General features: G+C 77.4%; 1 protein-coding gene. It reads left to right on the top strand.

From position 1 onward, the window contains the following. Window positions 1–13: 13 nt before the first annotated feature. A partial coding sequence (locus tag KVT44_RS57175) for a hypothetical protein (RefSeq protein WP_217577206.1) occupies window positions 14–235 on the top strand: 222 nt, incomplete at its 3' end.

Raw genomic sequence — 235 nt, 5'->3', positions numbered from 1 at the left:
GCAGACGGTGCCGGTGTCGCGTCGCCGGCTGGGGATCGGTGCCGCCGTCGCCCTCGTGGTCGTGGTCGCGGCGGGCACGATCGCGATCGGCATCGTCCGGACCGGGGCGGAGGCTGCGGTCGAGACCGTGCCGGATGCCGTGTCCGAGACCGTGGCCCCCGCGACCGTCTACGGGCACGGGGCGGGCGAGGTCGCCGTGCCCGGGTTGTACCGGCCGGTCGAGGGCGCGCGGGAG

Source organism: Streptomyces sp. GbtcB7 (assembly GCF_019091445.1).
Classification (GTDB): Bacteria; Actinomycetota; Actinomycetes; order Streptomycetales; family Streptomycetaceae; genus Streptomyces; species Streptomyces mirabilis.
The sequence above is the reverse complement of the archived record's forward strand: the minus strand, read 5'-3'. Positions and strand labels throughout refer to the sequence as shown.